The organism is Desulfosporosinus orientis DSM 765 (assembly GCF_000235605.1).
GTDB classification, from domain to species: domain Bacteria; phylum Bacillota; class Desulfitobacteriia; order Desulfitobacteriales; family Desulfitobacteriaceae; genus Desulfosporosinus; species Desulfosporosinus orientis.
Genome location: NC_016584.1, coordinates 2,430,832 through 2,456,804 on the forward strand (window position 1 = coordinate 2,430,832; position 25,973 = coordinate 2,456,804).

General features: G+C 43.8%; 26 protein-coding genes and 1 pseudogene. 24 read left to right on the forward strand and 3 right to left on the reverse strand.

Going from position 1 to position 25,973, the window contains the following annotated elements; translation table 11 throughout:
* Positions 1-14: 14 nt before the first annotated feature.
* Together DESOR_RS11355 and DESOR_RS11360 are read left to right on the forward strand one after the other, a co-directional pair.
* Positions 15-797 (forward strand): YfjL-like protein, encoded by a 783-nt coding sequence (locus DESOR_RS11355; protein ID WP_014184739.1) that lies wholly within the window; start codon positions 15-17, stop codon positions 795-797.
* A gap of 265 nt (positions 798-1,062) precedes the next feature.
* Entirely contained in the window at positions 1,063-1,341 is a 279-nt protein-coding gene (locus DESOR_RS11360) for a hypothetical protein (RefSeq protein ID WP_427854240.1), read from the forward strand.
* Here the strand turns inward: DESOR_RS11360 and DESOR_RS11365 are convergent.
* Both DESOR_RS11365 and DESOR_RS27375 read right to left on the reverse strand, forming a co-directional pair.
* On the reverse strand, positions 1,338-1,718 hold the full coding sequence (locus DESOR_RS11365; protein WP_052304293.1) for a hypothetical protein: 381 nt from the start codon (positions 1,716-1,718) through the stop codon (positions 1,338-1,340). The two genes, DESOR_RS11360 and DESOR_RS11365, sit on opposite strands and share 4 nt — an antisense overlap.
* Before the next feature lie 29 nt (positions 1,719-1,747).
* Positions 1,748-2,008, reverse strand: a pseudogene (locus DESOR_RS27375) (cell wall-binding repeat-containing protein); the annotation flags it as partial.
* 295 nt (positions 2,009-2,303) lie between these two features.
* On the opposite strand from DESOR_RS27375, the gene DESOR_RS11370 reads away from it, so the two are divergent.
* Positions 2,304-2,540 carry a hypothetical protein gene (locus DESOR_RS11370; RefSeq protein ID WP_042331109.1) on the forward strand — a complete coding sequence of 79 codons (237 nt, stop codon included), beginning with the start codon at positions 2,304-2,306 and terminating at the stop codon, positions 2,538-2,540.
* 106 nt (positions 2,541-2,646) lie between these two features.
* Positions 2,647-3,762: an aminotransferase class I/II-fold pyridoxal phosphate-dependent enzyme gene (locus tag DESOR_RS11375; RefSeq protein ID WP_014184741.1), complete on the forward strand. Its 1,116-nt coding sequence runs from the start codon at positions 2,647-2,649 to the stop codon at positions 3,760-3,762.
* A 223-nt stretch (positions 3,763-3,985) separates the two neighbouring features.
* Here DESOR_RS11375 and DESOR_RS11380 read toward each other — a convergent pair whose 3' ends face one another.
* Positions 3,986-4,351 carry a MerR family transcriptional regulator gene (locus tag DESOR_RS11380; protein ID WP_242832492.1) on the reverse strand — a complete coding sequence of 122 codons (366 nt, stop codon included), beginning with the start codon at positions 4,349-4,351 and terminating at the stop codon, positions 3,986-3,988.
* A gap of 249 nt (positions 4,352-4,600) precedes the next feature.
* Between DESOR_RS11380 and DESOR_RS11385 the strand changes: the two genes are divergently transcribed.
* From DESOR_RS11385 to DESOR_RS30605, 20 genes are all read left to right on the forward strand, one after another.
* Entirely contained in the window at positions 4,601-5,872 is a 1,272-nt protein-coding gene (locus DESOR_RS11385) for an acyl-CoA thioesterase/bile acid-CoA:amino acid N-acyltransferase family protein (protein WP_014184742.1), read from the forward strand.
* Between the two features lie 119 nt (positions 5,873-5,991).
* Positions 5,992-6,543 carry a MarR family winged helix-turn-helix transcriptional regulator gene (locus tag DESOR_RS11390; RefSeq protein WP_014184743.1) on the forward strand — a complete coding sequence of 184 codons (552 nt, stop codon included), beginning with the start codon at positions 5,992-5,994 and terminating at the stop codon, positions 6,541-6,543.
* Positions 6,544-6,638: 95 nt separating this feature from the next.
* Complete coding sequence (locus tag DESOR_RS11395) at positions 6,639-6,929, forward strand: DNA glycosylase family protein (RefSeq protein WP_042331111.1); 291 nt, start codon at positions 6,639-6,641, stop codon at positions 6,927-6,929.
* A gap of 273 nt (positions 6,930-7,202) precedes the next feature.
* Positions 7,203-7,682, forward strand: coding sequence for a flavodoxin family protein (locus DESOR_RS11400; protein ID WP_014184744.1), 480 nt, complete (start codon positions 7,203-7,205; stop codon positions 7,680-7,682).
* A gap of 536 nt (positions 7,683-8,218) precedes the next feature.
* Positions 8,219-8,872 (forward strand): acetate CoA-transferase subunit alpha, encoded by a 654-nt coding sequence (gene atoD / locus DESOR_RS11405; protein WP_014184745.1) that lies wholly within the window; start codon positions 8,219-8,221, stop codon positions 8,870-8,872.
* Positions 8,872-9,531 carry a 3-oxoacid CoA-transferase subunit B gene (locus DESOR_RS11410; protein WP_014184746.1) on the forward strand — a complete coding sequence of 220 codons (660 nt, stop codon included), beginning with the start codon at positions 8,872-8,874 and terminating at the stop codon, positions 9,529-9,531. Before atoD ends, DESOR_RS11410 begins: the two co-directional genes overlap by 1 nt.
* 32 nt (positions 9,532-9,563) lie before the next feature.
* Positions 9,564-10,514, forward strand: a complete 951-nt coding sequence (locus DESOR_RS11415) for a 3-hydroxyacyl-CoA dehydrogenase family protein (protein WP_014184747.1) — start codon at positions 9,564-9,566, stop codon at positions 10,512-10,514.
* 16 nt (positions 10,515-10,530) lie between these two features.
* Positions 10,531-11,718: an acetyl-CoA C-acetyltransferase gene (locus DESOR_RS11420; RefSeq protein WP_014184748.1), complete on the forward strand. Its 1,188-nt coding sequence runs from the start codon at positions 10,531-10,533 to the stop codon at positions 11,716-11,718.
* Positions 11,718-12,563, forward strand: coding sequence for a beta-keto acid cleavage family enzyme (locus DESOR_RS11425; protein ID WP_014184749.1), 846 nt, complete (start codon positions 11,718-11,720; stop codon positions 12,561-12,563). Before DESOR_RS11420 ends, DESOR_RS11425 begins: the two co-directional genes overlap by 1 nt.
* Before the next feature lie 253 nt (positions 12,564-12,816).
* Positions 12,817-14,340, forward strand: coding sequence for a sigma-54 interaction domain-containing protein (locus DESOR_RS11430; RefSeq protein WP_014184750.1), 1,524 nt, complete (start codon positions 12,817-12,819; stop codon positions 14,338-14,340).
* 391 nt (positions 14,341-14,731) lie between these two features.
* Positions 14,732-15,073, forward strand: a complete 342-nt coding sequence (locus DESOR_RS11435; RefSeq protein ID WP_014184751.1) for a cupin domain-containing protein — start codon at positions 14,732-14,734, stop codon at positions 15,071-15,073.
* Between the two features lie 30 nt (positions 15,074-15,103).
* Positions 15,104-15,892: an SDR family NAD(P)-dependent oxidoreductase gene (locus DESOR_RS11440; protein ID WP_014184752.1), complete on the forward strand. Its 789-nt coding sequence runs from the start codon at positions 15,104-15,106 to the stop codon at positions 15,890-15,892.
* A 45-nt stretch (positions 15,893-15,937) separates the two neighbouring features.
* On the forward strand, positions 15,938-16,873 hold the full coding sequence (locus tag DESOR_RS11445; protein ID WP_014184753.1) for a cyclase family protein: 936 nt from the start codon (positions 15,938-15,940) through the stop codon (positions 16,871-16,873).
* Between the two features lie 44 nt (positions 16,874-16,917).
* Positions 16,918-19,884 (forward strand): molybdopterin-dependent oxidoreductase, encoded by a 2,967-nt coding sequence (locus DESOR_RS11450; protein WP_014184754.1) that lies wholly within the window; start codon positions 16,918-16,920, stop codon positions 19,882-19,884.
* Entirely contained in the window at positions 19,881-20,717 is an 837-nt protein-coding gene (locus tag DESOR_RS11455; RefSeq protein WP_014184755.1) for a 4Fe-4S dicluster domain-containing protein, read from the forward strand. The genes DESOR_RS11450 and DESOR_RS11455 overlap by 4 nt, the downstream gene beginning before the upstream one ends.
* A 1,013-nt stretch (positions 20,718-21,730) precedes the next feature.
* Positions 21,731-22,873 carry a uroporphyrinogen decarboxylase family protein gene (locus tag DESOR_RS11465; RefSeq protein ID WP_014184756.1) on the forward strand — a complete coding sequence of 381 codons (1,143 nt, stop codon included), beginning with the start codon at positions 21,731-21,733 and terminating at the stop codon, positions 22,871-22,873.
* Between the two features lie 71 nt (positions 22,874-22,944).
* Entirely contained in the window at positions 22,945-23,091 is a 147-nt protein-coding gene (locus tag DESOR_RS29345) for a hypothetical protein (RefSeq protein ID WP_014184757.1), read from the forward strand.
* A gap of 71 nt (positions 23,092-23,162) precedes the next feature.
* On the forward strand, positions 23,163-24,512 hold the full coding sequence (locus tag DESOR_RS11470; RefSeq protein WP_014184758.1) for a uracil-xanthine permease family protein: 1,350 nt from the start codon (positions 23,163-23,165) through the stop codon (positions 24,510-24,512).
* Positions 24,513-24,645: 133 nt separating this feature from the next.
* Positions 24,646-25,803: a uroporphyrinogen decarboxylase family protein gene (locus tag DESOR_RS11475; protein ID WP_014184759.1), complete on the forward strand. Its 1,158-nt coding sequence runs from the start codon at positions 24,646-24,648 to the stop codon at positions 25,801-25,803.
* A gap of 27 nt (positions 25,804-25,830) precedes the next feature.
* Complete coding sequence (locus DESOR_RS30605) at positions 25,831-25,956, forward strand: hypothetical protein (protein WP_014184760.1); 126 nt, start codon at positions 25,831-25,833, stop codon at positions 25,954-25,956.
* Positions 25,957-25,973: the final 17 nt, after the last annotated feature.

Genomic DNA, 25,973 nt, shown 5'->3' on the forward strand with positions numbered 1-25,973 from the left:
GAAGGAGAGATAAAATGAATTTAAAAATGAAAAAGATATTGGCTGGAGTCCTTGGGTTCGGACTTATTATCTTATTACTGCTTTTTGTAAACAGTTTTGTCGGCAATCCTGTATCCAAAGCCTTAGCCCAAAAGGCCGCTCAACAATACATTGACACAAAGTACAGTGATCTGAATCTGAAAATTCAAAAGTCCAATTACAATTTCAAGTTCGGTTCGTATTTTGTATTTGTACAGTCTGGTACAAGCGAGGACACTGCTTTTAACATCTATGTTGACAGCTATGGAAATGTCATACGTGATGACTACGAGTACGAGGTTGCCAACAACTTTACCACCTTTCGGAGATTGGATGAAGAGCTGAGGGAAATCGCTAAGGAGATGATTGGCGGTGAGCTTGATTACGACTTTGATCATATCTCACTTCCTTTTGTAAAGGAGGGAGATTTAATGAAACTTGAGCGGGATATGAAGTTGGATATCCACAATCCTCCCCTGCCACTTACGCTTGATGTGACATTGTTTAGTCAAGAAGTTTCCTATAGCAAAATTGCAGAAGTCGCCAAAGCTATAGAAGCCGTCTTACATGAGCAAGATATTCCTGTCCGCGAGTATAACATTCGCATTTTGCCCCTATCTGATAAGCCCCAAAGTGAAAACCAAGCAGTCTCATGGGTCAATTCCCTTTCTGTTTCTAATTTTCCTGCAGGACGAATGGGGGAGGAAAATTTGCCGCAAGTTATGGAGCAGTTTGAGACTGGTCGAGTTGCCGAGGTGAATGCAAAGGATAAAAAATGAATAATAGCCGGCAGCACTCGTATCTGAGTGGCTGTCGGCTAAAGGCGGGCAGAATATCCGCGATTATTGTTACCGCATTTTGAGATAGATGAATTCTCAATCTTGGCGGTGATGGAGGGCAGAGTTAGCCCGGGAGGAAGGAGTTCGCACTATTATTGCCCAGAAGATTAAATAGGTTAGCTGACTTTAATTACAATCTGCCTTATAATGGAAATGGCTACAAATGAATTTTATACATGTAATCAATATGGGTGGTAAGGAGGTAATGTGTGTGGGTGATTTTTTTGACGGGCTGAAACTTGGTAAAAAGGCCTTCAAACAGGCACTGGATAAAAAAGGGGAGTTTCGTGCAGGGGGGAAGCAAGTTGTCTGTCCTCATTGCAGCAATGTTTTATTCGAAAAAGGCGAAGCTCAACTGAATACACAGGGGGCTACTTTTTTAGGCTTAGACTGGCTTAATAAATCAGCTTCCCTTTTAGTATGTACGAATTGCGGCCTTATACAGTGGTTTATCATCCAACCGGAGAAAATTCAGAAAGGCTAAGAGTGATTAACCTCAGTGCCGCCCCATTCTACTACACTAAAACCTGTTCTGTTAAAAGTCGTAAATTGTTGTGGAGTAATATCGATTTTACTTGTAAGAGGTTTATAAACCATAAAAACTCGAAGTACGGAGTCTGGATTAGGATCTATGGATAAATGCACCTGCTGTGCATACTCTTCGTTGGCAAAAGTAATCAGGTTATAGTCATTGCCCTGCATGTAAGGTAACCAGTAGGCGATAAAATCATTGTATTCCTTTGGGGTAAGACCCATTAAAGAAAGCTTATCTTGAAGGAAATCTTTGGTATCTTTGCCGGCTACCACAAATCCCTTGGAGATATCCCAATTGTTATGCTTGAGTAAGCCCTCCCAAAACAAATAAGAGTACTCTTTGTCGTCGTCTAAATTGTAAGAGGAATAGGGGCTTTCAGATAGAAGGCCAAGGGACCGGCGGTTAAAGCATCTGCCATACCATAAGAAGTTGATGATGAAAGAATAGCGGTGCCGGTCCAACCTGCTTGATCTGCAATTGCGTTTGCAGTTTGAACAGCAGTTGTACCGGCTAGGCGTGTTGGAACGGTACCTGCTGCAAATGAATTAAACGGAAGCATATTTAATGCTAAACCTGCGGCAGCTAAAGATGATAAGAGTTTTTTGGTTTTTTCCATGGCGGAATTTCTCCTCTCAATTTAAGCCTTTATCAAGTAATGGAATGATTTCTATCAAGTTTTTCTGCATCTTCACCATAAATTATGTACCCTCAATTAATCGTAAGAGGATACCTAATTATAACATGGAAAATACATACAAAACGTAAATTAATGGAGCATTTGGACACCCTTTATCCAGGAGATAGAGATAATAGTTGAATAGTACGATAGGTTAAGATACCCAAAAGTAATCGCTTCGAAATGCTGCCAGGCTGTAAATCCTGTTTCCTGTGGGATACAAAAATCACTGTCGGTGGAATTGGATAACGCAGATGAAATCTTTAAGATTCATTCCAATACTTTGGGAAGCTGCCCTATCGGGAGCAATGTCCGGGGATTATTGGTACCCCATCTGAATAGTGCGGTGGCGGCTATGAAAGCAGAACTTTCAAAAGTAACTTTGGGTCAGCTGATAGATGAACTTTACCGGAAAATCTTGCCCAGTAAAAGCAGGGGATTAAGAGGTAAACTATATGGAATTCAGTATTGAAAACAAAGCAAGAGATTAAAGGTGTGTCTTAATAAAAATTGAGGCAGCCTCCGGGAGATTCACCTGCACATGGGAAAAATTAAAATACAGAAGGTTGGAGATTTTATTGAAAATCAATGATTTTAAACTGGAAGTCTTTTTTGGTAAACACGAATTTACGGCCCCCTATTTGTTAACCCAGTCAGACTGTGAATCAATGTCCAGCAAAGAATTATTGGATTACGAGCCGGGGGCAAAAGAAGCCTTTCTAAATCAATGGCTTGGATATACTGAAGTCCAGGGAAATCCGGAACTGCGCAGGATTATTGCTGGACTTTATTCAACTTTAAGCCAAGAAAACATCCTTGTTCATGTGGGAGCCCAAGAACCAATATTCAATTTTATGAATGCCGTACTTGACAAAGGAGATCATGTAATCAGTCAATTTCCAATTTACCAGTCATTATATGAAGTGGCTAATGCTATTGGCTGTGAAGTGTCGAAGTGGTCCATAGAACATACTAAAAATGGTTGGGCAATGAATCTGCGTGAGCTTGAGAAGCTAATCCAGCCGAATACAAAATTGATTGTCCTTAACAGTCCCAACAATCCGACGGGATATACTTTTTCGGAAGAGGAAATAGACAGGATAGCAGAGGTTGCCCAAAAACATGGGGTTTATGTATTTTGTGATGAAGTGTATAAGGGCATCGAGCTAGATGGTATTAAACGGCCCTGGTTTGCTGATCGCTATGAAAAAGGCATTTCCCTTGGGGTTATGTCAAAAGCTTATGGCTTGGCAGGCCTTCGAATTGGATGGCTGGCGATAAAGGATGATGAGCTTATGCAAAGACTGATTAAAATGAAGCATTATACCAGCATTTGCAGCAGCGGTCCTTCAGAGTTCCTGGCCACGATTGCTTTAAAGCACAGCCATGAAATATTGGAACGTAATCTTAGGATCATCAAAGAGAATATTAAAATCGCTGAAGTATTTTTCGCAAAATACCAGGGATTATTTGAGTTCTCCCCCCCAATGGCCGGGCCGGTGGCATTCGTTAAGATGAACATTGACATACCTATGGAAGAGTTCTGCAATACTTTAGTTGAAGAAAGCGGTGTTTTGTTACTGCCTGCATCCGTCTACTCGTATGCAGGGCAATATTTCCGAATGGGCTTTGGGAGAGCAAACTTTTCCCATAGTCTAAAGCAATTTGAACAGTACTTACAACACAGAAATTGACCATGGGAAAATCAAGGCTTGTACCAAGAATCTTACGCGCGTAAGATTCTTGGTACAAGCCTTATACTGAAAGTGGCAAGAGATAGATACAAAGGTGACGAAGGAGGATTGTAGACGAACTGTTTACAGGAGACAGCGGATGATCGTTAAAAGAGGTTATATAGAATGAAGGACCAATAAAAAATGAGCGGGTGTATTTTCAGAACGAAGATACACCTGCTTTTTATGCTTTTTTAGTAAGATAAAGATCCGGATATTCATAGTAAGCCATTCTCATATTTCTCATCGTTAATTTTTTAAGCTGCTCATTAACAATTTGGGCTGAGTTACGAGAATCGTAGGCTTCGATTTTAGAATCTATGAGTTTGAGATTTTCATTGAGGGTATCTATACGGTTTAGGATCTCTTTTCGGTGTTCCCGCAGCATTTTTTTTCGCGAATCTATTGTGCCGGCACCTTCCATACAAAAATCAATGTATTTTTTGATGCTCTTAATTTGCATTCCTGTATTCTTCAGACAACAAATCATCCTAATCATATTAACATCGTACTCCGTAAACACACGAATTCCTGAGTTGTTTTTTAACACAAAGGGAAGAAGACCTTGCCAGCTAGTCCGTTAAGTGTTACACAATAGAGAGTCCCATGGGGCGAAAGGATCACCAAAAGTGCAAAAACCAATGGGTTTCTTCGGCAGACAGCTATTTCCTTGTGAATTTTAGTCAATATATTGACAACTTCAGCAAGCTTACTTAAACTGTATATAGTAAATATATTGACTAAAATTATAGAGATGAGAAGCTCTAAGCTTCTATAACCGGCAAGGGGGGAGTCAATCATGAAAATTACTATTGAGAACCAAGAAGCATTTGTTGATGAAAAAGTACGTATCACAGTTTCCGGGTTAACTCCGAACAGTCAGCTGAGGGCGAGGATGAAAATGGAACTGCCGTGGTGCAGCGGCGAGGAATTTTCATCCTATGCTGTTTTTGAGGTGGGAGAAACAGGTGAAGTAGACTTTGACCAAGCTGAACCGGTAGCGGGTACCTATAAAGCCCGGACTAGTATGGGCCTCATTTATTCTCTGAGGCTGTCAAAGTCAGCCGGGAAGAATATAGCAGAAAACATCAGCATTGAAAAGCCCATCCGCATAAATTTGGGGTTGGAAGCTTCTTCGGAACAGAAAGAAATTCAGCTAATAAGATACTTCGCGGCAAAAAATCTTATCATAAAGCCGGTTAGCGACGGTTTTACCGGGCAGCTGTTCTACCGGGAAAATTCCTGTGACAAAACGATTTTGATGCTCGGCGGGTCGGATGGACAGATGGAAAGCCTCGCTTTAATAGCTGGTCCCCTTGCCTCCAGAGGCTTCAATGTCCTATCTGTACCTTATTTCGGCGTTGAAGGATTGCCGGAAAAATTAGAAGAAGTCCCGTTAGAATACTTTGAAAAAATATTTCACTGGCTGGAAACAAATGCAATTACCAAAGCGGAAGAAATTTACCTCCACGGAACATCGAAAGGCGGCGAATTAGCGCTTTTGCTGGCCTCGCGTTATCCTCGGATTAAAAAAGTAGCCGCGGTGGAACCGCACGCTTATTGCTTTCAGGCATTAGACGGATTGATGAGCGGCAAAAATGTTTCTTCCTGGTCCTATCAGGGAAAATCCATTCCTTTTATCGAAGTAGATAACAATATCTTCTTTGAAGATCAGAAAAAAGCCGTTGGTGCAGGAATGCCCTTTGGGTTTGCCGGTACCTATCAAAAAAGCCTTGAAAGAGCAGGCAACAAAGAAGAAGCCAGAATAAAAATTGAGAATTCAGAAGCCGACATTCTGCTAATCTGCGGAGAAAAGGATAACATCTGGAACAGTTACGATGCCTGTTCCGAACTATTGCAAGTTCTGAAGCGTCACAATTACAGGCATTCTGTGCAGCTCTTGTCCTACGAAAACATGGGGCATCCTATGCCCGTTCCTTTTGTGATTCCCCTTAGTCTTACTCTGGAAATGCCGGTGAATGGCGGTCTGTTTTCTTCCGGCGGAACGGTTGAGGGAAATGCAAGGGGACAGTACGAATCGTTTCGGAAAACTATCGAGTTTTTTAATTAAAAGCCTTGGCCGGCTGCCTGTTAAATGGATGACATTCTTGATAATGGTTTGGATTCGTTGTATATTAAAAGACAATTAATTGACTATGTTTTTAATTCTCGATAAGGGCGGTTGCAGCAGTGGATTATGATAAGGAATTGCATCTGTTACATTTAATGCAGCAAGTTTATTCCAGCTTGATTTCCGCTTCCAATAAACTCCAGACAACGGGAGACAAATACTGTGTTCCCTTGACTTCCAGGCAGTACATGACAGTACTGGCCATGCTTCATTTGCCCGAAGAAGAAACTACGATTGTCAATATTGCCAATAAACTAGGGGCTACTAAGCAAAACGTTACGCAATTGGTTGGAAGCCTTGCCAAGAAAGGCCTCGTTGAGATCGTTCCCAGTAAAAGGGACAAAAGAGCAGTCAATGTACGTCTGACGGATTTTGGTCTTGAAACGATGGTGAATTGCGGAAGCAATATGTCCATTGATTTTATGGCGGATATTTTCAGGGGATTTGACGAGAAAGAGCTGGAAACATTATGGAATTTGCTTGGCAAATTGTATCGTTTCGACGGTACAGAGATGGAGGGCTTTGAAGCCGATGTTAAAGTTCCAAATACGTTCAGTGATGAAGAAGTTCGGCTTGCCATTGAACGATTCTCACTAAAGCGAAGAAATTAACCATTAGCTTGATTAAAATATGCCGCCAGGAGCGGTGATTAACCTGGTACAGGTACTTCCTGTAAAACAGTATTTATTGGAGTTGGAGAAACACTATGCCTGATCTACAGTATTTTGATTATGGAGAAAAGGAAATCCAATGGCTAAAAGCCCGTGATCCGATACTCGGCGCCGCGATAGATGAGATTGGGCATATCAACCGTCCAGTTATCCCCGATATGTTCATGGCTTTGGTAAATGCCATTGTCGGACAACAAATATCCACAAAGGCCCAAGTGACAATCTGGAATCGAATGCTGGAAAAATTCTCATCTATTATCACCGTAAAATTACACCTCAGCTTTTTAATAAATACAAACGCCGTTATTCGCCTTATGCAACGGTAGCCAGCCTTTATCTGTGGGCAATAGCCGGTGGTGCCTGCCGGAATCTTGTTGACTATCAGCCTAAAAAAGCAGCTTCCCAAAAAGAAGCGGCGAAGAGAGGGCGAAAACAGGTGCATGGAGCAGAAGAGACAGTAAATTAAGCTCAAAAGCCAATGAAAAAGGATACTTCCCTATTCAACTTAAATACTGGATAATATGCAGCTGACGGCGCAGATTTGCATTTCCAAGCTGTGGAAATGGTGTTAAAATTGTGTTTGAAAGGAGGAGAATTCCATGAAAATAGCAATTGTGTATTTTAGCACGACCGGTAATACCCAAAAAGTTGCAGATCTTATAGCTGAAGGTGCGATGAAAGTTGAAAACGTCGATGTCAAAAGTATGTCTGTGGAAGAAATCGACAATGAATTCTTGACTGAAGCCAAAGCGGTTATCTTTGGGTCGCCTACGATTGCGGGAACCTTTGCCTGGCAATTAAAGCAATGGTTAGATACCTCTAAAAATGTCGGCGGAAAACTTGGAGCTGTTTTTGCTACAGCAAATTATGTTGGCGGCGGCGCAGAGGTGGCAGAAATCGCAATGATTGCCGAGATGTTGGTAAAAGGCATGTTGGTATACTCTTCAGGCGTTGCTGAGGGACAGCCTTTCATTCATTATGGACCTGTATGCATTAAAGATGGGGATGACGGACAAAAAGAGCGGGCCAAAATATTTGGGGAACGGATTGCCAGAAAGGCCGCAGAATTGTTCAACTAACACTCTGATCTTTAGGGTGGAAACTTATAGTGTTATATTGAAGTATATTTATATGAAGGGATTTAAAAATCGGGTGTTTTGAGCTCTGACTAATCTAGATTAGTCCGCCTCAAACCGCCCGATTTTTAATTTGGAGTTTTCTTGATCCGAGAGTCTGGTGGGGTGAGTCAGTCGGGCTTGTACCAAGAATCTTACGCGCGTAAGATTCTTGGTACAAGCCTGGGCAAAAGCTTCTTCCCGATTCAAGTTAGGGGAAAGCAGCACTGCAGGAGGTAATGGGAACAATACAAAAATGTATTGTGAAATACTGATATGTATTAGAGCAAAATACCCGGTGGGTTATTTTATTAAAAATTAATAATACATTTTTGTATTTCAGTTTCTTTTAATAGCTAATTATCAACATTCCTCTAAGCCTAAAACCCCATGATTATAAAGACATTAGAAGCAAATAAGAAAATATCGGACTCTTAAGAAATTGGCATAAGAATTGCTTATAAATATCTTTAAAGATATTTAAAGTGAAGGTGAGTACTATGAATAAGCTCAAAGATATTGATGAAGCAATTGGATATATAAAAGATGGCATGGTTGTCATGATCGGCGGCTTCATGGGAGTTGGAACTCCGGAAATTTTTATTGATGCAATCCTGGAAAAAGGCATAAAAGACCTGACGATTATTGCCAATGATACAGGACTTCCCCACCGGGGGATTGGCAAGCTTGTAGTTAATAAAAGGGTCAAAAAAGTTATAGCATCTCATATAGGTCTTAATCCGGAGACCGGTCGACAAATGAACAATCAAGAATTAATCGTCGAGTTAGTGCCCCAAGGCACATTGGCAGAGCAAATTAGATGCGGGGGTTCGGGAATTGGCGGCTTTTTAACAGAAACAGGGGTTGGCACGATTGTGGAAGAAGGAAAGCGAAAAATTGCCGTCAACAAGACAGAATATCTTTTGGAATTACCCTTAAAAGCAGATGTGGCCTTAATAAGAGGATCTGTCGTCGATAAACAGGGGAATGTTTTTTATAACGCCTCAACAAGAAATTTCAATCCATTGATAGCAGCAGCTGCCGACTTAGTGTTAGTAGCTGCTGAAAAAATTGTTGAAGTTGGGGAACTGGACCCCAACCAAGTCATGACACCGGGAATATTTGTTGATTATATAGTGGGAGGTGAAAAGTAGTGGAGGTTAAGAATGAAAGAGAATTCATTGCCAGGAGAATTGCCAGGGAGTTAAAGGACGGAGACGTAGTCAATTTAGGGATAGGACTACCAACCAGGGTTGCTAACTATATACCTGAAGGTGTTAATGTCATACTTCAATCCGAAAATGGCTTTGTGGGTTTAGGTTCAGAACCTAAAGAAGGGGAAATCAATAAAGACATTGTCAATGCAGGGGGACAGCCTGTAACCATAAAAAAGGGAGCTGCATTTTTTGACAGCGCTGCGTCTTTTGGAATAATCAGAGGCGGGCATGTCGATGTTACGGTTTTAGGGGCTTTAGAAGTAGACCAAAAGGGGAATTTGGCAAACTTTATGGTGCCGGGAAAAATGGTTCCAGGAATGGGCGGTGCCATGGATTTGGTAAGCGGGGCAAAGAAAGTTATTATTGCCACGACCCATACGGATAAGGGAGCACCTAAAATTCTTAAGAAATGCAAATTACCCCTGACGGCTGTAGGAAAAGTAAGCTGTATAGTTACAGAATTAGCATTTATAGAAGTTACACCAAGGGGTCTTGTCTTACAGGAAATTGCACCGGGTGTAACTTTAGAGGATATTCTCAGAGGAACTGAGGCCGATCTTACCATTAGTGATAACTTAAAGATCATGTCGGTTTAACCTATGAGACGGAAATTTGAGAGGATAGGGATATGATGATAGAAAAAATTGCTGTAATCGGAGCAGGGACAATGGGGCATAGTATTGCTTCAGCGTTTGCTCTGTATGGTTATTCTGTAAATCTCTTTGATACTTATGAAGATCAGTTGAAAAATGTTAAGGGTATGATGGAAAAAGAATTGGCAGAGCTCGTTGAAGGACAGTTAATTGATCGGGCAGAAGTTGAAAAAACCTTAGCTGGGATAACCCTATTTACTGACTTAGAAGCGGCAACAGAGGACAGGGATTATGTCATTGAAGCTATACCGGAGAAAATCGATCTGAAAAGAGAGTTGTTTGCTAATTTAGACCGGTTTGCCCCAAAACACGCAATTTTAGCCAGCAATACCTCAAGCTTAACCTTAGACGACATGATGGAGGCAGTAACTGATGAACGCAAAAAGAGAATGATCATCAATCACTGGTATAATCCGGGACTTCTCATGCCCCTGGTGGAGCTGTCTTTCTTCGGGAATATGCCGGAAGATATTTATAGAGAAGTAGAAGAGCTATATAAGTCTATCAAAAAACAAACGGTTAAAGTCTTAAAGCCGGTGCCGGGATTAGTTGCGAATCGAATTCAGCAAGGTGTGGCCAGAGAAGTATTTTCACTGATTCAGCAAGGCGTCGCCGAACCAGCCGAAGTAGATAAAGCCTTAAAATTTGGCCCGGCCTTTCGCTATGCAACAACGGGTCAATTAGAAGTCGCGGATTTAGGGGGGCTGGATATCTGGTGTATCGTGGGAGACAACCTGCTGAAGGAGATGGACAACTCCACTTGTGCAAGTCCAATCCTGCGTGAAAAAGTAGAACAAGGTAAGCTGGGGGTTAAATCAGGCTCCGGCTTTTATGACTATAACTCAGAAGAAATCGAAAAAATCAAGAAGGAATTCAGTCAAAGATTAATCCATCAATTAAAGGCTTCGGAATTTTATATTAAATAGGATGTGAGTTGTTTCCATGAGAGAAGTAGTGATTGTAAGTGCGGTCAGAACAGCAGTGGGCAAATATGGGGGAGCTTTAAAAGATGTTCCCGCAGCAGATCTGGGGGTTATCGTGATTAAGGAAGCCCTGGAAAGAGCTAATCTCAAACCAGAGTTGGTTGATGAAGTAATCATGGGTAACGTGGTGCAAGCTGGTCTTGGCCAAAATGTAACCAGACAATCCATCCTAAAGGCCGGTTTGCCGGAGGAGGTACCGGGCTTTACTTTAAATAAAGTCTGCGGTTCCGGACTAAGAGCCGTCAGTCTAGCGGCACAACTCATCAAAGCAGGTGATGCGGATATCGTGGTTGCCGGGGGCATGGAAAACATGTCGGCAGCACCCTATGTCCTCCCAACCACAAGGTGGGGACAAAGAATGGGCAATGGAACTATCGTCGACGCCATGGTCAACGATGCCCTTACAGATGCCTTCCAAGGCTATCACATGGGGATCACAGCAGAAAATATAGCCGAAAAATGGGGTCTTAGCCGAGAAATGCAGGATGAATTCGCAGCAGCATCCCAGCAAAAAGCCGAAGCAGCGATTAAAGCAGGTAAATTTAAGGATGAAATAGTACCTGTGCTTATAAAAACAAAAAAGGAAGAAATTATTTTTGATACTGATGAGTTTCCGAAATTCGGAACAACTGCTGAGGGCTTGGCGAAATTAAAACCAGCCTTTAAGAAAGATGGAACAGTTACAGCGGGAAATGCCTCAGGAATCAATGACGGGGCGGCAGCTGTCGTGGTTATGAGTGCCGAAAAAGCAGCAGAACTGGGCATTAAGCCCATGGCCAAGATCGTATCCTATGCTTCTAAAGGATTAGATCCGGCAATTATGGGGTATGGACCCTTCCATGCAACAAAGAAAGTTTTAGAATCCGCTGATCTGAAAATAGATGATATTGACTTGATCGAGGCCAATGAAGCCTTTGCAGCCCAAAGCTTAGCCGTCGCAAGGGATTTAAACTTTGACATGGCAAAAGTTAACGTCAATGGAGGGGCTATTGCCATAGGTCATCCCGTGGGATGTTCAGGAACAAGAATATTGACGACCTTGCTTTACGAAATGGAAAAAAGGGAGGCCAAACGAGGATTGGCAACTTTGTGCATCGGCGGAGGCATGGGGACTGCTTTAATTGTGGAAAGAAAGAGGGATGAATAATGGCAGTAAATAAAACGATTATTACAGTGGCACCAACAGGTGCCTGGCCGAAGAAAAAAGACAATCCGAATATTCCTATGACACCGCTGGAAATAGCCAAGGATGTTTACGAATGTTATCAAGCTGGAGCAGCGATTTGCCATCTGCATATGAGAGATGAAGAGGGTAATGGAACGATGTCCAAAGCTAAATTTGAGGAAACCGTTGATTTAATTAGGAAGAAATGTGATATCGTTATCAACTGCACAACATCCGGGGACTTAAAGGCGACGGATGAAACCAGACAGGCTCATTTAAGAAGTATCAGACCTGAAATTGCCTCTTATGACTGTGGTTCCATGAACTGGATGCATAACAGCATATTTATTAATCATCCCAAGTTTTTGGAAGAGTTAGGCATGACCATGCAGGAGTGCGAGATAAAGCCCGAAATTGAAATATTTGATTCAGGTATGATCTACAATTCACTGTACTACTTAAAAAAAGGGGTTTTAAAAGCACCTTGTCATTATCAATTAGTCCTGGGAGCTGCCGGGGGTGCAGCTGCAACCATAGAAAATTTAGTATACCTTCGAGGATTGCTGCCGGAAGGGTGTACTTGGGGAGCCCTGGGTATAGGCAAGCAGCATGTCCCCATCATGTTAGCAACGGTTGCCATGGGGGGGCACTTAAGAGTTGGTATGGAGGATAATGTGATGTGGAGTGCAGGTGTACCGGCAGAATCAAATGCCCAATTGGTTAAACGTGCTGCCGACATCGTTAGAATAGCAGGCAACGAAGTTGCCGCCCCTGCCGATGCCAAGGAAATCCTAAGTATTGACAGACAGTGTACTTTTTCAAAATAATGTTTTTTATAATCGGGGCTGTGGCAAAAGTAAGTCTAAATAATTTATTTTTGACACAGCCTTTTTTATTGTAATTTACTTATAAATAAGTGGTGTGATTTTCCGTGTTGTGTAAATAATAAATTATGATAGAATATATTTAACGAGCTATACTCAGAATTTTGGAAAAATAAAAAGGGTATTAAAATCCCAACTCGCTTTAAACTAAAATATGACAATTTGATTCAAAATTTAATTTTAGGGAGGTGTAAGAATGGGTGAGAATATATTTCAAATTGACGATATGTTAAAAAATGAACTTAAGAAAGATATCGATTATATCAAAGTTGACGATATGACTTTAAAAATCCTCAATTCATATAAAAACTTACTAAACAATAAAAACGAAACTATCATTAAAATCAAGGAAAGTCAAATAAATGCCTTTAGCATTGGTGATGCCATATCCGATGGCATATGTGTGGTTGACAAAGACGGAATTGTAACAGCTATCAATAAAGGTTACACACAGATAACCGGAATCGAAGAACATGAAATTGTGGGGCACCACATGCAAATCCTCTTGGATAAAGGGCTTTTTTCCAATGCAGTTTCATTACAAGTTTTAGAGCAGAAAAAGAAAATAACAACATTGTCAACGATTACCGGAAATAATAAAAAAGTACTCATCACAGGAAATCCCTTTTTTGATAAAGAGGGGGAAGTAATTCAGGTTCTGACGGTGATGAGAGATTTAACAGAGTTGATAAGGTTAAGAAATAATATCGAAGAGATGGAAAAAAGAAATGAAAAGTATTTATCCGAGCTGAATTATCTTAGGAATATGAATAAAGAAGATGAAACTATTATTGGAGAAAATCATGATATTAAACGCTTAATCGAGTTGATTAACTATGTGGCCAATACAGATATAACGGTTTTGATAACCGGTGAAACGGGATGCGGAAAAGAAGTATTTTCTACAGAACTTCATCATAAGAGCAATAGAAAGAACTTGCCTTATGTGAAGGTGAATTGTGCCGCACTGCCTGAGAATCTAATTGAATCAGAGTTGTTTGGCTACGAAAAAGGTGCATTTACAGGTGCTTTAAATAAAGAAAAACTGGGTATGTTTGAGGTAGCAAATGGCGGGACGATCCTCTTAGATGAAATAGGAGAGATGCCCCTTAATTTACAGTCAAAATTGCTGCGAGTTCTTCAAGAGAAAGAAATAATGCGGATTGGCGGGACCAAAAGCATTAAGCTTGATGTCAGAGTTATAGCAGCTACCAATCAAGATTTGAGCGAACTGATTAAACAAGGGAAATTCAGAGAAGATCTCTTCTATCGCTTAAATGTTGTACCCTTAAAAATACCTCCCCTCAGGGAACGAAAAGATGATATTGCCATCTTAGCCTACCGGTTTTTGGAAAAGTTCAACATTAAATACAGCAAAGCTAAAAGTTTTGGCAGTACAGCCATCAAAGCCTTAGAATCCTATAGCTGGCCGGGAAATGTCAGAGAGCTGGAGAACTCCATTGAAAGGCTGGTAGTCATTGATGACAATAGTTATATTACCAATAATGATATCATCAACATTCTCGGCAAAGACAAGATTTCATTAAGCCAGGTAAATACTAATCTGACCTTAAAAGAAGCTGTCAGTGTGTTTGAAAAGGAACTCATCGAGAATGCCCTCAAAAAACTGGGCAGTACCTATAAGGCGGCACGTGCCTTGGGGGTTACCCAGCCTACCGTTTTTAGAAAAGCAAAAGCTTACGGAATCAAACTAAAATAACTCAACCAAGGTACGCCTTAAAAAAGAGTATTGCTGATGAAAAAGGCTGTGCTGGATAAATCTTAAAGATTTGTTTAGCACAGTTTTTTGTTTTTTTAAAAATTAATGCATTATTGTATTATACTAAAACGATTTTGTAGTGCTTATAGAGGGCAAATTCCATGGTTTTCGATGTGATTGAAGAAAATAATACAATATTAAATTAAAATTATAAATTAATAAAAATACGAATCAGGAGTTCCGGGAAACGAGGAGTGGCTAAATCATTGATTTCAGGGCCCTGTTTGATTTTGTTAGGGCTAATTAATCACTTGGCATAAGAATTGCAAAATTTAAAGCTAAAAATGCAGATTAAAGGAAGTTATAAATCACTGAGAAGGGAGTTTATTTCGTGAAGAAAGTTGAGCTGAAAGATGTCATAGCCTATCATGCGCCCAAACATTTTGACACAAGAACAATGAAGCTCCATGGCACAGAAGAAACGGGTGCAACAAAATTTTGGATGGGAATGTCCTATTTCCTGCCGGGCGGCGGCTCTGAGTACAGCTACGAGGATTCTCCGACGGAAAAAATATACTTTGTCATCGACGGAGAAATTACGGTCAAGTCAAAAACTGAAACCTTTGTCTTACGTAAGAATGATTCACTTTTCATAGGACCCAATGAAGGCCGGGAAATGATCAATGAGACCAACCAGGTAGCCACTGTTTTAGTGGTTATCAGCTATGAATAATCTGTTTAACGAATGATAAGGAGACAGCATATGGTGGATATTCAATTTGTAAATAATCTTTTTGACGTTAAAGATAAAGTGGCTCTCATTACCGGGGCAACAGGTGCTTTAGGAAAAGCAATTTCCTTTGGTTATGGCTTAGCGGGCATGAAGATTTTTGTGACCGGGCGGAGCGGGGAAAAGTGTAAAGCTCTTTGCGATGAGCTTGAAGCCCAAGGCATTGAATGTGGTTATTCAATTGGCGATCCGGCGGTAGAGGCCGATGTGATCAAGGTTGTCGAGGATGCAGTTCAAAAATTCGGAGAAATCAACGTCTTACTGACAGCAGCAGGCTATAACCATCCCCAGCCCATTGTTGATCAAGACTTAGCGGAATGGAAAAAAATAATGGATTCTGATGTCCAAGGGACTTGGCTGTTTTGCAAATACGCAGGCCAACAGATGATTGAGCGGGGCAAAGGCGGGAAAGTAATTTTGGTATCCTCTGCCCGGTCCAAGATGGGTATGGCCGGGTATACGGGTTACTGCACGGCCAAAGCCGGAATTGATCTTATGGCCCAATCCCTGGCCTGTGAATGGACCGCAAAATACAAGATTAATGTGAATACTATTAACCCAACGGTATTCCGCTCGGATTTAACGGAGTGGATGTTTGATCCGGAAAGTCCTGTTTACGCTAACTTCTTAAAACGCCTCCCGGTGGGACGTCTTGGCGAACCGGAGGATTTTATCGGACCTTGTATTTTTCTTGCCTCAAATGCCAGTGATTTTATGACCGGGGCAAATGTTGCCACAGAAGGCGGATACTGGGCTAACTAACCAGCCTATTCATTTTAATAATTGCAATTTTAGGAGGAAATTAACATGAGCAAAAAAGTATTTGTAGACCTGACCCATCCTTTCAGTGCGGAAATTCCCCGCTGGCCTTATTTTGACAAGCCGGTCATCGATAATGCCCATACCATGGCCAAAGGCGGCGTTCTCACCCAAAAGATCACCTGTACAATGCACACCGGTACTCATTGCGATGCTCCCCGTCACGTTATGGAAGTGGAATTCGATGGCAAAAGAGCTCGTTACACCCATGAGATGCCAGTGGATGCCTACACCGGCGATGCCATTTGCCTGCCTATCGAGATCGAACGCTGGGGACTGATTGGTCCCAAGCACCTGGAGGCTGCCTGTGAAAAAGTTGGCATCAAGCCCAGTGAACTGGAAGGGATGATTGTTTGTTTAAATACGGGTATGCATCGTAAGTTTGACGATTCCAAGGAATACTATCATTACTCCTGCGGTACCGGTATCGATGCCGGCAAGTGGTTTGTGGAGCACAAGGTTAAGTGCGTCGCTATGGATAGTCAGGCTCTGGACCATCCTCTCCACACGGCAATGGGGAACAACGGCATGACCCGCATGAACCTGATCGGAGCTTCCGGCAAACCCATCACCGAAGAATACATCGAACAATTCGGGATGGATGCCTATGCGGAATTTGACAAAGAAGCTTATATCAAAGTTCATGGTCAGGAAGCATATGATCAAAAATTTGGTGCTTTGGAAGCAATCGGCTGCTGGGGTACCTGGGAGCCCTGCCACAAGTACATGCTGGGTCACGGCATTGTCGGGGTTGAAAATCTGGGCGGTAACCTGGACAAGGTATCCGGCAAACGCTTCCGCTTTTATTGCTTCCCCCTCCGCTGGTACCTGGGGGATGGTTCCATGGCTCGCTGCGTTGCGGAAATCGATGAAGATGACTTGAATGACGTACCGGAAAGAGTTTACCCCTACGGTGGTTTTTAAGCCGAATTCAATTATAATAGTTATAAATGAGGGGAGGGAACCAAGTGTCTTTAAAACAAATGCAATTTGACCTTACTCTATTTGCTTTAGATAAAATGCTCAACCGGGCAGCCGGCAAGTATCCGGAAATCCGATCCAGCCTGAAAGAGAAAGATGCCGTAATCCAAATGAAGCTGCGGGATAATTCCCAAGCCCGGCATTATTTAATCCAAGGGGGGAAAGTTCACTCTTCAGCAGGACTTCACCCCTCCCCTGATTGTACTATGTCCTTTGAATCCGCGGAGATCGCCGCCCGTCTCTTAAAACCAAACTTTGATATGCTGGAATTCGTCAATGCCGCCAAGAACTTTCAAATGGAACTGATCGGAGCGGATGAATACGTCATTTGGTTTGCGGAAATTCTCAAGATGATGATGAGCCCTATCACTGAATATGGCCAAGCGATGGGAAATGGAATTACACGCTATACCAATAATACCAATGGCGGTCCGGTCTTTGTCTATGTCAAAGATGGCAAAATCATCCGGATTACTCCCATTGAATTTGATGAAGAAGATGCTGAATCATGGACGATCCGTGCCCGGGGCAAAAGTTTTACTCCTCCCCGCAAGACCACAGTGAATCAGCATACCCTGGCCTGGAAATCTATGATTTATTCCAAAGACCGCTTGCTCTATCCTATGAAACGGGTTGACTTTGACCCCAATGGGGAAAGAAATCCTCAAAACCGCGGGATTTCCGGTTATGAACGGATCAGTTGGGACGAGGCTTATGACATTGTCGCCGGCGAGATACGGCGGGTTAAACAGCAGTACGGACCCGGTGCCATTATGAACGGGAGCGGTTCCCACCATACCTGGGGAGCTTTAGGCTACTGGCTGAGCGCCCGGATGCGCTTTTTTAACGCTCTGGGCTGGACTCAGATTGTTCACAACCCGGACAGTTGGGAAGGCTGGTTTTGGGGGGGCATGCACCACTGGGGGTTCAGCGCCCACAACGGCGGAGGGGAGAGTTATAATACCGTGGAGGACTGCCTGCAGAACGCCGAAATGGTGGTCTTTTGGTCCAGTGACCCGGAATCCACTTCCGGAGTTTATGGCGCTCATGAGGGAACCATCCGCCGCCAGTGGCTCAAGGAGCTGGGTATTCCCATGGTTCATATCGACCCTTTCTTTAACCATACTGCGGCCCTGCTGGGCGGTAAATGGCTGGCCCCCAAGCCGGCCACGGACAGCGCTATGATCTGCGCCATCGCCTATGTTTGGATCAGCGAGAACCTATATGACAAAGACTATGTGGAGAAGAGAACCACCGGTTTCGACAAATGGCAGGATTATGTCCTGGGTAAAGAGGACGGCATACCTAAAACACCGGAATGGCAGGAAGCTGAAACCGGCGTGCCCGCTAAAGATGTTAGGGCTTTAGCCAGAGAATGGGGCAAAAAAAAGACCTATCTGGCAGCCGGCGGTATCCACGGCTTCGGCGGTGCCTGCCGCAGCGCAACGGGAACAGACTGGGCCCGGGGTATGATCTACCTGATGGCCATGCAGGGTCTGGGCAAGCCGGGCGTCAATATGGGCGGTATGCAGCAGGGAACCCCCGTGGATACCCGCTTTTTCTTCCCGGGTTATTCCGAAGGCGGTATGTCCGGAGACCTCTTTGGGACAGGAGCTGCCGTCAGCATGTATCAGCGCCTGCCTTCCGCTCCATCCGTCAATTCTGTGAAGCAGATTGTACCCCGTCTTAAAATTCCCGAAGCCATTATGGACGGACATTGCGAGGGGTATCCAACGGATCCCTCGACTATCGAAGGCCAGTTCTTTAAATTTGCTTATCCGGCTCCCGGCTATTCCCCGGTGAAAATGTATTACAAATATGGGGGCTCCCACTTCGGCACCATGTGCGATACCAACCGCTATGTCAAGATGTATGCCACGGAAAGCCTGGAGTTTGTAGTGAATCAAGGGATCTGGTTCGAGGGGGAAACGAAGTTTGCCGACATTATCTTACCCGCCTGCACCAACTTTGAACGCTGGGACATCAGCGAATTTGCCAATTGCGGAGGGTATATCCAGCATTCCTTCACCCAGGTCAACCACCGGGTGGCTGTGGTTCAGCATAAATGCATCGAGCCCTTGGGCGAGTCCAAGTCCGACTTCCAAATCTTCTCGGATTTGTCTAAACGCTTAGGCCTTGGTACGGTGTTCTCCGAGGGCAGTAACGAATTTGATTGGTGCAAGCGTTACTTCCATGCCACGGATCTGCCTTACAATGTTTCCTGGAAGAACTTCCTGAAAAAAGGCTATTACGTGGTTCCGCCCCTGCCGGAAAGCCGCCGGGACCCCGTGGCCTTCCGCTGGTATGCCGAAGACCGTCTCAAGGACACGCCGGAGCTGACTCCGCTGCCCGGAGATTATAGCGGGGAGTACAAACGGGGATTAGGAACCCAAAGCGGGAAGCTGGAGTTTGAATCCTCAAGCCTCAAACGCTTTGACCCCAACGACCCTGAACGCCCGCCGGTTATGAAATATAATCCCTCTTGGGAAGGCCCCCACAGTGAGCTTTATCAGAAGTATCCTTTGCTGCTGCTTTCTCCCCATCCCCGCTTCACTTTCCACACTCAGAGCGATGGCAAAGACAGCACCCTCAACGACATCAAAGACCATCGCGTCCTGATCGATGGTTATTATTACTGGATCATCCGGGTTAATCCGGACGACGCCAGGGCCCGGGGCATTAAGGAAAATGACCTGATTAAAGCCTATAACGACCGGGGAGCCGTTATTCTGGCTGCCCAATTGTCTCAGCGGATCCGCCCGGGCACCGTGCATTCCTACGAGTCTTCTGCTAATTACGATCCCATCGGTAAGCCTGGAAAATCCCCTGATCGGGGAGGGTGTATCAACCAGCTCACCTCCAGCCGCATGATGATTAAGAAATCTCATAGCGGTGCCTATAATTCCTGTCTCGTTCAAATTGAAAAGTGGAATGGAGAGGGGGAGGAGCTATGAAAAAATGGCATTTAATCATCGATGTGGAAAAATGCGAAGATTGTAATAACTGCTTTCTGGCTTGTAAAGATGAGCATGTAGGGAATGACTGGCCCGGCTATACCCTGGCCCAGCCTCTTCACGGCCAGCGCTGGATGAATATTGAGCGCCGGGAACGAGGGCAATATCCTTTAATTGATGCAGCCTATCGGCCGACCCCCTGCATGCAGTGCAGTAATCCTCCCTGTGTTAAAGCAGGAAAGGGGAGTATAAGCCAGCGGCCGGACGGTATTGTTCAGATTGACCCCGTCAAAGCCAAGGGACTGAAAGAGGTTGTTAAGGCATGTCCCTATAACGCCATCTACTGGAATGAAGAGTTACAAGTTCCCCAGAAGTGTACTTTTTGCGCTCACCTCCTGGATGAGGGCTGGAAGCAGCCTCGCTGCGTTCAAGCCTGCCCGACAGGTGCCCTGCGGGCAGAGCAGGTTGAAGAATCCCTGCTCAATGACCTGATTGAATCCCAGCAGCTGGAGGTGCTCCACCCGGAATGGGGGACTCATCCTGCCGTCTATTACAAAAATCTCTACCGTTTTAATAAGTGCTTTCTTGCCGGAAGTGTAGCAAGAATGCACAATGGAGCTGAGGATTGCGTTCAGGGGGCAAGGGTAAAGCTTTTCCGGGACAGTCAACAGCTTTGTGAAACAGAGACCGATGCTTTTGGTGACTTCAAAATTGACAGACTTGAGGAGAACAGCGGCAAGTATCGTCTGGAAATTGAGTTTGAAGGCAGCAGCAAGCGCATTGAGGATATTGAGTTTCAGGCAAGTCTGAATTTGGGTGTGATTAACCTTTAGAAACGGGCAGCGGAGACTAAATTAATGAGAAAACCTTACGAGAGATCGTGAGGTTTTTTCTTACAATTGGGCTTTATGCTGATGTTGCGGCAGCATTCCCAAGGGTGAAGAGGGGACGTGTCCGGGCCGGGCAGTTTGGGGTCCCTGGGCCGGGCAGTTTCGCCACATCCGCGCACCGCAGCATTCCGAGGCTGGCCCACGCGCGGCCGCGGGAGCTCAGCCAAACCTCTGGGTAATACTTGGAGTGAACCTGGCTTCGCAATCCCCGCAGCCGCTTGTGGGCTTTTATCGCCTCTCCATGCAATGGGTTTGCTTCTGTGGACGAAGCTGCCCTGGCTTTCAGGTCTATGGGGGGCTTTAGACTGTCTTGGGGGGATTAGGGTTGCTTTTTCAGAGTAGCCGTTCATGCCGCGGTGAGGCACCAGCGGATGATGAAAATTGCTAAAGAATCCGAAGTCTAACCCGAGCCCCCAAAGTTCAGCTTCCGCTCCCAATAAACTGCAGAGGGAGCGCTTTTTCAGCTAAGCGGATGCGTGAGTGGAGCCGCGATAAGACGAGCGCCGACGGTTCGCGTCCCCGCAGCGCGCCGCAGGGACTAGTCCACGGATGGACTGATGCCGCGGTGCCCGAAGACACTGTCTTCGCACGGATTAACATAGCTAGAAAAGCGCTCCGCCCCAGAGATGGACAGAAGAACCGACCCGCTGTCTACCCAGGAAGCTTTTTTCAGGGTGGCCGTCTATGCCGTTGCCGCAGAACTGATACAATACTGAATCACTTAACAATACATTTCTTAATTAAAGAGGGAGCGTTAAATAAACAGCTTTTTTCCGCTCTTTTGAGTTAATCCAATACGTTTTTGTATCAAAGACAGTGGATGGGATTATAAAGGTACTGAATTTTAAAGCATTTCAGGCTGGCATAGTATTTGCAATTACAAGAATAATAAGTTCAAGAATTCTTAACTGAAAATTTATTTTGAAGACTCAAAAAGAAAGGCGTGATTTTTTGTGATGCTAGAGCAGGCTAAGGAAACCCAGCAGCTTTTCATCGATATTGACGAAGGGAGGATTCCGAAAAGAGTACCGGTTTATACCTGGATGGATATTACCTACATTATGCAGTACGCCGGAGAAGATTTGCGAAGAATTCAATGGGATGTGGACAAGTTTAAAGACATGATTGAAGTGGGGGCTAAATCTTTCCAATCCGATATCAACCCTGCTACCTTTACTCGCATCATGCCTGTATACAATATTCTTGGCGCGGAGAATTTTCGCATGTCTTCCTCAGGTCAGATCCAGCACCCGGAAGTGGTAGGAATGAAGCCGGAGGAATATGATGAGCTGATTGCTGATCCCTATAAGTTTACCCATGACAAAGTACTGCCTCGTTTGTATAAAAACCTGGACACCAATCCTGTGAAGCGGTCCATGGTTTTTGCCAAAGCTATGAAAGCCCATAGCGACATTTACGGTCAGATCTTCCCTCATCACGATTTGATGGCAGAAAAATATGGTTTGGCATATGACAGGGTGGGCTGTCAGTCCATCGCTCCTTTTGATCAAATCGCGGACCAGTTCAGAAGTTTCAGCGGCATTAGCATCGATATCCGCAGGTGTCCGGACAAAGTGATGGAGGCTTGTGAAGCCGTGCTGCCGATGATGATCAAAGCCGGAATCAAGCCCCACTCTTCCAAACAAAAACGGACCTTCATACCCCTTCACATGGCGCCTTATCTCAGGCAAGCCGACTTTGAAAAAATTTACTGGCCGACCTTTAAGAAACTGGTAGAAGCATTATGTGCTGCCGGTGCCTACCCCTTATTGTTTGTGGAACAGGATTGGAGCCGCTTCCTTGATCATTTGAATGAATTGCCGGCAGGAGTACAAATGATGTTCGAATACGGAGATCCTAAAACCATCAAAGAAAAAGTCGGGAAAAAACATATTATATCCGGACTTTACCCGTTAACCTTGCTGTCCGGTGGAACGAAAAAAGAATGTATTGGCAAGGCGAAAGAGATTATCGATATTCTGGCTCCTGGCGGCAATTATATATTTACCTTTGATAAAGTTGCTTTAAATCAAGTTGACGCTAATCCGGAAAACATCATTGCCGTCAACGAGTTTGTTAAAGAATATGCTGTCTATTAATTTTCGTTTTTAATTGGATGGAAAAACCAGATTATTGCCCTTTATCGAATCGCTAAAAAGGAGGAAATGAAATGGAATTCAAATCGGAATACTACACTTCTTGGTCGGATTATCTGGAACAGAATGAAGTCAGTAAAGAAAATGAAGACGTGATTGAGGCCAATACCCAGGCTTATGAAGAAATGGTGTTTGGCTTCACCATGTGGTTGGTTATGTAAGTCAGGCGTAAGAAGCTGAAGAAGCTGTCAGGGTTTGATCAGGGATTACAAAGAGGGGGGTAATTAAAAGTATGGAGAATTCAAAGAGAATCATTCACAGTGATGAAAAACTTTCAATTAGTCAGTCATTATTCTATGGTTTCCAATCTGTACTTGCTTGTAACTTTTTCTTAGGCCCCATTGTTCTCATCGGTGCTTTTCAGTTAGATGTTAAAGATGCCGCAGCACTTATAGCCTTCACATTTTTGGCCTGCGGCCTGGCCACAATCGTACAATCCGGTTTCTTTCTGAAATTCCAGGTTATTCAAGGCATGTCCTTTGCGACCCTGGGAGCCATTATCTCAATCGGGATGAAAACAGACTTTGCCACGCTTTTTGGGGCCTTAATGATAGGCTCAGGTGTCCTGATTGTCATTGGTGTAACAAAGATCTTCAGTAAAATCGTCAGCAGATTAATTCCCGGACTTGTAGCCGGAACCGTTATTATTTGCATTGGTCTTGCCTTGATGCCTATAACCTGGAATTCTTTAATTGCTATTCCAGGCAATCCTGGAATTAACTTTCTTGAAGCCGGCGTCACATTTGCTGCGATGCTGATTTTCATGAGACTGGGCAGTTTTCAAAGTAGTTTAGGCAGAATTCTTTCCATCGGCTCCGTAATTTATGCTATTGTCCTGGGGACAATTGTCGCATCCTTGTTTGGCCATGTTGATTTGTCTCCCGTTGGAACTGCTCCGTGGTTTTCCATTCCGAAACTATTCCCATATGGCCCTCCGAAATTCGACTTGAATGCTAGTTTGGTGATGACCTTTATCTTGCTGATTGTTTTGGTTGAATCAATTGGTACTTGGTTTACCTATACCGCTCTCTCTGGTGAGACTATGGATAACCAACGAATTGACCGGGGTGTTATCGGGGAAGGCCTTGGCTGTCTGATCGGGACATTATTCGGTGGTATGCCAGTTACCAGTTATGGTTCGAACTCCGGCGTTCTTGCTGTCACCAAAGTATTCAGCCGTTATGCTGCCCTGGGAGCCGGCGTTATCGCAATCGCCATGGCCCTTTGTCCTAAACTCATGTATCTCATTGCTGTAATCCCTTCATCCGTTATCTGGGGAATATATGCTGTCATCTGTGTTGCTGTCGTCATGAGCGGTTTAGCCAGTATTCGCGTTTATCCTTTCAGCGAGCGCAATAATTTAGTTGTAGGGGTTTCGATTCTAACAACCATCGGCGCCAGTCTTTTACCGCCCCAGCTGGTTAATAGCCTGCCTTCTCTCATCAGCTATGTGTTGGGATCCGCAATTATCGTAGGTGCCTTAACGGCCATTATTTTGAATTTGATTATTCCGGAAAAAGAAGAAGATGGGATTTCACTGGGGCAAATTGAGGCTAATCCAGCTGCAGTAGCTACTAAATGATCGGCTTCAAAATAAGGGGTGAAAAAGTGGTATCAGCTTAGATTAAATATGTCAAGGTGTAAGTGTGGAAAGTCAAATAATAATATCACCACACTGACAATTGAAATAAACTTAAGGATGGTGATTGAAATAAATGGATACAGCAAAGCTATTTGAAGAAAGAGTAAAACGTTTTGTTGAAACGACTAATCATCAGGAACCGGACAGAGTACCGATCTTATCCAATATAGAAACCTGGGCGATTTCTTACGCCGGTGCTACGGTCCATGAGTGTTTGGAAAGTCATGAAAAAGAATTTGAGATCTTTGCCAAGCCATTTCAAGATATTTACTTTGACGGCACCTTAGGCTTTTCTATGAATCGGGCAATGAAGCTTTACTCAGCCTTAGGGTCCAATGCTTACTTCGTATCCAATGACGGCACTACCCTTCAGCACCAGGAAATATCCCCCATGCAAGCAGATGAGTATGATGCCTTCATTGAAGATCCAATCAAATTTACCCGCAATGTATTATTTAAACGAAAATATCCTGCCCTTAACAAGCCCTATCCGGAAAATAAACAGGCCTTGAAAGCAGCGGCTTTAGAGCTGGTTGATTTTGGAGCAAAATTAGGGAATGGCGCTGCTTATCTCAAAGAAAAGCTGGGTATACCCGTTACCTCCTACAGCCTGGTTATTTCACCCATGGATATCTTATTTGACTATATGCGGGGATTTGTGGGAGCCACAACGGACTTGCGGAGAAATCCGGAAAAAGTAAAGGCTTCTACGGAAAAGTTAGCTGAATTTTGCATGGGTATCTCAACCGGTGGCGCGCCCAAAATTGATCCTTTCCCCTGGACCTTTACGCCCCTGCACATGCCGGAATTCCTGTCCCCCAAGCAATTTGGCGAATTCTATTGGCCCGCTTATAAGAAAGTTCTTCTGGCGATTCATGAACGAGGGGGGAAAGTATACGCCTTTTTGGAAGGAAGCTGGGAACGGTTTTATGAGTTTTTGCAAGAACTGCCCAAGTCATTCTTAATTGCCGCTTTTGAAAGAGATGATGTAGCTCAAGCCAAAAAGGCACTTGGTGATAAAATTACCATTTGCGGCGGGATGCCATTAAGTCTGCTCAGGTATGGAACAAAGGAAGAATGTATTGATCATGCTAAAAAGGTGGTCGATGCTTGCGCTCCGGGCGGGGGATTTATCTTTGGCACCAATCTTGTTTTGCTGTCCCAGGGGGATGTTAACCCGGAAAACTATAAAGCGGTTAATGAATTTGTCCACAATTATGGAGTTTATTAAGCAAAAGCCGTGATAGGGGGTATAAGAATGTCCGAAGAAAAGACAATTGATGAACTGTTTAAAGAACTGAAAAACGAATTGGACTTTTTACCCGAAGATGATAACGTACGAGAAGGATTTTTGATGGGATTAACGTTTATCATGATCATGTGATTTCCCAGTTCACAGAC

Bases quoted from the DNA above. Each gene is read 5' to 3' on its own strand.
- DESOR_RS11440 (WP_014184752.1), top strand. From the start codon at position 15,104: ATGGTGGATATTCAATTTGTAAATAATCTTTTTGACGTTAAAGATAAA.
- DESOR_RS11355 (WP_014184739.1), top strand. From the start codon at position 15: ATGAATTTAAAAATGAAAAAGATATTGGCTGGAGTCCTTGGGTTCGGA.
- DESOR_RS11415 (WP_014184747.1), top strand. From the start codon at position 9,564: ATGATGATAGAAAAAATTGCTGTAATCGGAGCAGGGACAATGGGGCAT.
- DESOR_RS11430 (WP_014184750.1), top strand. From the start codon at position 12,817: ATGGGTGAGAATATATTTCAAATTGACGATATGTTAAAAAATGAACTT.
- DESOR_RS11400 (WP_014184744.1), top strand. From the start codon at position 7,203: ATGAAAATAGCAATTGTGTATTTTAGCACGACCGGTAATACCCAAAAA.
- DESOR_RS11420 (WP_014184748.1), top strand. From the start codon at position 10,531: ATGAGAGAAGTAGTGATTGTAAGTGCGGTCAGAACAGCAGTGGGCAAA.
- DESOR_RS30605 (WP_014184760.1), top strand. From the start codon at position 25,831: ATGTCCGAAGAAAAGACAATTGATGAACTGTTTAAAGAACTGAAAAAC.
- DESOR_RS11360 (WP_427854240.1), top strand. From the start codon at position 1,063: ATGTGTGTGGGTGATTTTTTTGACGGGCTGAAACTTGGTAAAAAGGCC.
- atoD (WP_014184745.1), top strand. From the start codon at position 8,219: ATGAATAAGCTCAAAGATATTGATGAAGCAATTGGATATATAAAAGAT.
- DESOR_RS11475 (WP_014184759.1), top strand. From the start codon at position 24,646: ATGGATACAGCAAAGCTATTTGAAGAAAGAGTAAAACGTTTTGTTGAA.
- DESOR_RS11395 (WP_042331111.1), top strand. From the start codon at position 6,639: ATGCCTGATCTACAGTATTTTGATTATGGAGAAAAGGAAATCCAATGG.
- DESOR_RS29345 (WP_014184757.1), top strand. From the start codon at position 22,945: ATGGAATTCAAATCGGAATACTACACTTCTTGGTCGGATTATCTGGAA.
- DESOR_RS11455 (WP_014184755.1), top strand. From the start codon at position 19,881: ATGAAAAAATGGCATTTAATCATCGATGTGGAAAAATGCGAAGATTGT.
- DESOR_RS11385 (WP_014184742.1), top strand. From the start codon at position 4,601: ATGAAAATTACTATTGAGAACCAAGAAGCATTTGTTGATGAAAAAGTA.
- DESOR_RS11425 (WP_014184749.1), top strand. From the start codon at position 11,718: ATGGCAGTAAATAAAACGATTATTACAGTGGCACCAACAGGTGCCTGG.
- DESOR_RS11465 (WP_014184756.1), top strand. From the start codon at position 21,731: ATGCTAGAGCAGGCTAAGGAAACCCAGCAGCTTTTCATCGATATTGAC.
- DESOR_RS11445 (WP_014184753.1), top strand. From the start codon at position 15,938: ATGAGCAAAAAAGTATTTGTAGACCTGACCCATCCTTTCAGTGCGGAA.
- DESOR_RS11470 (WP_014184758.1), top strand. From the start codon at position 23,163: ATGGAGAATTCAAAGAGAATCATTCACAGTGATGAAAAACTTTCAATT.